Source organism: Variovorax sp. P1_H12_2, assembly GCF_056405335.1.
Genome location: NZ_JBFUCI010000554.1, coordinates 1 through 3,461 on the forward strand (window position 1 = coordinate 1; position 3,461 = coordinate 3,461).

5 protein-coding genes are annotated in these 3,461 nt (G+C 70.7%); 3 read left to right on the forward strand and 2 right to left on the reverse strand.

Annotation, left to right across the window (positions count from 1 at the left end; all coding sequences use genetic code 11):
* The first annotated feature begins 10 nt into the window (after positions 1-10).
* Positions 11-157: a glycerophosphodiester phosphodiesterase family protein gene (locus AC1D2K_RS32150; protein ID WP_478094178.1), complete on the forward strand. Its 147-nt coding sequence runs from the start codon at positions 11-13 to the stop codon at positions 155-157.
* A gap of 3 nt (positions 158-160) precedes the next feature.
* Here AC1D2K_RS32150 and AC1D2K_RS32155 read toward each other — a convergent pair whose 3' ends face one another.
* Positions 161-634, reverse strand: coding sequence for a Cd(II)/Pb(II)-responsive transcriptional regulator (locus tag AC1D2K_RS32155; RefSeq protein ID WP_478094171.1), 474 nt, complete (start codon positions 632-634; stop codon positions 161-163).
* Positions 635-726: 92 nt separating this feature from the next.
* Between AC1D2K_RS32155 and AC1D2K_RS32160 the strand changes: the two genes are divergently transcribed.
* The gene (locus AC1D2K_RS32160) at positions 727-1,740 is read left to right on the forward strand and encodes a P1 family peptidase (protein WP_478094173.1); all 1,014 of its coding nucleotides are present in this window, start codon (positions 727-729) and stop codon (positions 1,738-1,740) included.
* On the opposite strand, the gene AC1D2K_RS32165 is transcribed toward AC1D2K_RS32160, so the two are convergent.
* Positions 1,710-1,955, reverse strand: a complete 246-nt coding sequence (locus AC1D2K_RS32165) for a hypothetical protein (protein WP_478094175.1) — start codon at positions 1,953-1,955, stop codon at positions 1,710-1,712. The genes AC1D2K_RS32160 and AC1D2K_RS32165 overlap by 31 nt on opposite strands.
* 219 nt (positions 1,956-2,174) lie before the next feature.
* On the opposite strand from AC1D2K_RS32165, the gene AC1D2K_RS32170 reads away from it, so the two are divergent.
* Positions 2,175-3,461: TAXI family TRAP transporter solute-binding subunit (locus AC1D2K_RS32170; RefSeq protein WP_478094176.1), on the forward strand; the 1,287-nt coding region annotated here is incomplete at its 3' end.

The following is a 3,461-nucleotide window of genomic DNA, read 5'->3' on the forward strand; positions in this document are numbered from 1 at the left end:
CGGCCTGGCCGTGCTGCCCTGGACCGTGAACCAGCGCGCCGACATGACGCGGCTGCTGGACTGGGGCGTGGACGGGATCATCACGGACGACCCGGCGATCCTGCGCGACCTGCTCGGCGAGCGCGGCGTCCCGCTGCCGGCCAAACCGGGGCGTTGAGTTTCAGACGTGGCGCGCGGCGCGTGCCCGCTGGGGGAGTGCCGCGGGCTGGTGATCGGCGCGCGCATGCAGCGTCTCGATGATGTGGCACATCGCGTCAGTGCCGTCGCAGCAGTCGCGCAGGGCGATCAGGTCCTTCTCGAGCGAGCGCAGTTCGCGCAGCCGTTCGCGCACGTGGCCCAGATGGGCGTCGAGCGCAACGCAGGCCGCATCGCAATCGGCCTTGCTGCGCAGGTCCAGCGCCAGCAGCGTGCGCACCTCGTCGAGCGACATGTCCATCGCGCGGCAAAGGCGAATGAAGCGCAGGCGGTGCACGTCGCCGTCGCTGTAGAAGCGGTAGCTGTTGTCGCCCCGGCCCGGCGGGGCGATCAGCCCTTCCTTCTCGTAGTAGCGGATGTTGGCCGCGGTCACGCCGCTGCGCGCCGCCGCATCGCCGATGCGGTAAGCCGGCGTTCCGGAGAAATTCGCAGTCGTCATTGGATGACCTTCAAGTGACTTCAGGGTTTGAATCATCGCAGCGGCGGCCGGGATCGGCAAGCCGCGCGGCAATCGCCCGATAATCGCAGCCGATGTCTGATCAATCTTCACTCGCGGCGCCCAGCGCCATCACCGACGTCGCCGGCATCGAGGTCGGCCACTATTCCGACCCCCGCCGGCCCACCGGCTGCACCGTCATCCTCGCGCGCGACGGCGCGGTCGCGGGTGTGGACGTGCGGGGCGCGGCGCCCGGCACCCGCGAGACCGACCTGCTCGCGCCGGGCAACCTGGTCCAGCAGGTCCACGGCGTGATGCTCGCGGGCGGCAGCGGCTGGGGGCTGGCCGCCGCCGACGGCGCCATGCGCTGGCTGGAAGAGCGGGGCATCGGCCTCGACGTGCGCTTCGGCACCCTGCCGATCATTCCGGCCGCCGTGCTGTTCGATCTGCCGGTCGGCGATGCACGCATCCGGCCCGACGCCGACGCCGGCTATGCCGCCTGCGAGGCGGCATCGCGGGCGGCGCCGGCCGAAGGCAATGTGGGCGCCGGCAGCGGCGCGCTGGTCGGCAAGCTGTTCGGCGTCGATCGGGCGATGAAAGGCGGCATCGGCACCGCATCGATCACCGTCAAGGGCGTCACGGTCGGCGCGCTGATCGCCTGCAACGCGCTCGGCGACGTGATCGACCCGGACACCGCGCAGGTCGTCGCTGGCGCGCGCACCGAGGATGGCAGCGCACTGCTCGACACCCGCCGCGCCCTGCTGCGCGGCGAGCTGCCGAAGCCGCTGCTGGCCGGCACCAACACCACGCTGGGCGTGGTCGCCACCGACGCGGTGCTGACCAAGGTGCAGGCCAACCGGCTCGCCACCGTCGCCCATGACGGCCTGGCGCGCGCGATCAATCCGGTCCACACGATGAGCGACGGCGATACGCTGTTTGCGCTGGCCACCGGCCGCGTGCCGCTCGAGGGCGATGACGCCCCGGGCATGACGGTGCTCAGCACGATGGCGGCCGAAGTCGTGGCACTGGCGACCGTGCGCGCGGTGCGGGCCGCGCGCTCGCTGCGCATCGGCGAGAGCTATTTCCCGGCGGCCGCGGACCTGCCCTGAGCGCACCCGGCGGAAGACAGGATCCGAAGCACCGCGGCCTGCACCGACACGACGCCGATCAGCAGCAGCGCCCCCAGCCCCGAATACAGCAGCAGCTTCACCGGCGAGATGAGCGTGAACAGGTCGCGCCCGGCGATCAGCAGCAGCGCGGCGATCGCGAGCAGGGCCAGCAGCAGCTGGGCCGTGGACAGCAGTCGGGTCTTGAGGTTCTTCATGGTCCGGCGAGCGCGAGAGCTTCGGTCCTTGCATTGGGCACGCGTACGGCCGGCGCATCAATAACCCCGCGGATGGATTGACGCATCTCCGAAGCCTTGCTAGGCCCGTGGCTCGCGCGAGTTTTTCACGCGCTTTGTAACCAACCCGGCCCGGAAAGCAAAGAAAATGCCGCTGCCGCGCCCGCGGCGTTCACGAGCCCTGTTCCAACCTGCCGCCGCATGCCCCAAGCCATCCGCCTGTTCCTGCTTTCGATCCGCGACCTGATCGCCTCCGCCGGGCCCGTCATCTTCCTCGTCATCGCCCTGCTGGTCGCCGCCTACTGGTGGCTGCAGCCGCAGCCGCCCCAGCGCGTGGTGCTCGCCACCGGGCCCGCAGGCAGCGCCTATGCCGGATTCGGCAAGCGCTACGCCGAGGCGCTCAAGGCCAATGGCATCGAGGTCGAGCTCAAGCCCACCGACGGCTCGCTCGACAACCTGGAACTGCTGCGCAGCGACGGCGCCGACGTTGCCTTCGTGCGCGGCGGCAGCGCCGACCCGGTGAAGGACGAGCAAGGCGGGCTGACTTCGCTCGGCAGTCTCTTCTTCGAGCCGCTGTGGTTCTTCTACCGCACCGATGCGGCCAAGCGCATCGACCGCAAGACCGGCACCCTGACGTCGCTGACGCAGTTCAAGGACCTGCGCATCAACGTCGACAAGCCCGGCAGCGGCGTGCCCGACATCATGGACCGGATGTTCCGCGCCAACCACATGGATCCGGCGGCGCTGAACCTGTCGAACCTCGAGCAGTCCCCCGCCACCGAGGCGCTGCAGGCCGGCCTGCTCGACGTCGTCGTGCTGGCCTCGGCCCCGCAGTCGCCGCTGGTCCAGAAGCTGCTGCGCGCACCCGACATCCAGCTGATGGACTTCGCCCAGAGCGACGCCTACTCGCGGCGCTTCGCCTTCCTGCAGCCCGTGACCCTGCCGCGCGGCGTGGTCGACCTGGCCGCCGACCTGCCCTCGCACGACGTCTCGCTGCTCGCCGCCACCACCTCGCTGCTGTCGCGCGAGGAAACCCATCCCGCACTGCGCCAGCTGTTCGCGCAGACCGCCCAGACCCTGCACGGCGGCGCCGGCTGGTTCAACCGGGCGCGCGACTTCCCCAACACGCGCACCAGCGAACTGCCGGTGAGCCCCGAGGGCGACCGCGCGATCAACGGCACGCCGGCGTTCTGGCAGCGCTACCTGCCCTTCTGGGCCAGCAACCTGGTGGAGCGCATGTGGCTGGTGCTGGGCGGCTTGCTGGTGCTGATGCTGCCGCTGTCGCGCGTGGTGCCGCCGCTCTACCAGTTCCGGGTGCGGCGCCGCGTGTTCCGCTGGTACGCGCGGCTGCGCGAGGTCGAGCACAAGCTCGACGCCCGCACGGGCGACGCCGACGCGCTGCTCAAGGAACTGGCCGAGCTCGACCGCGTGGTCAACAAGGTCGCGGTGCCGCTCTCGTATGCCGACGAGCTCTATGCGCTGCGCAAC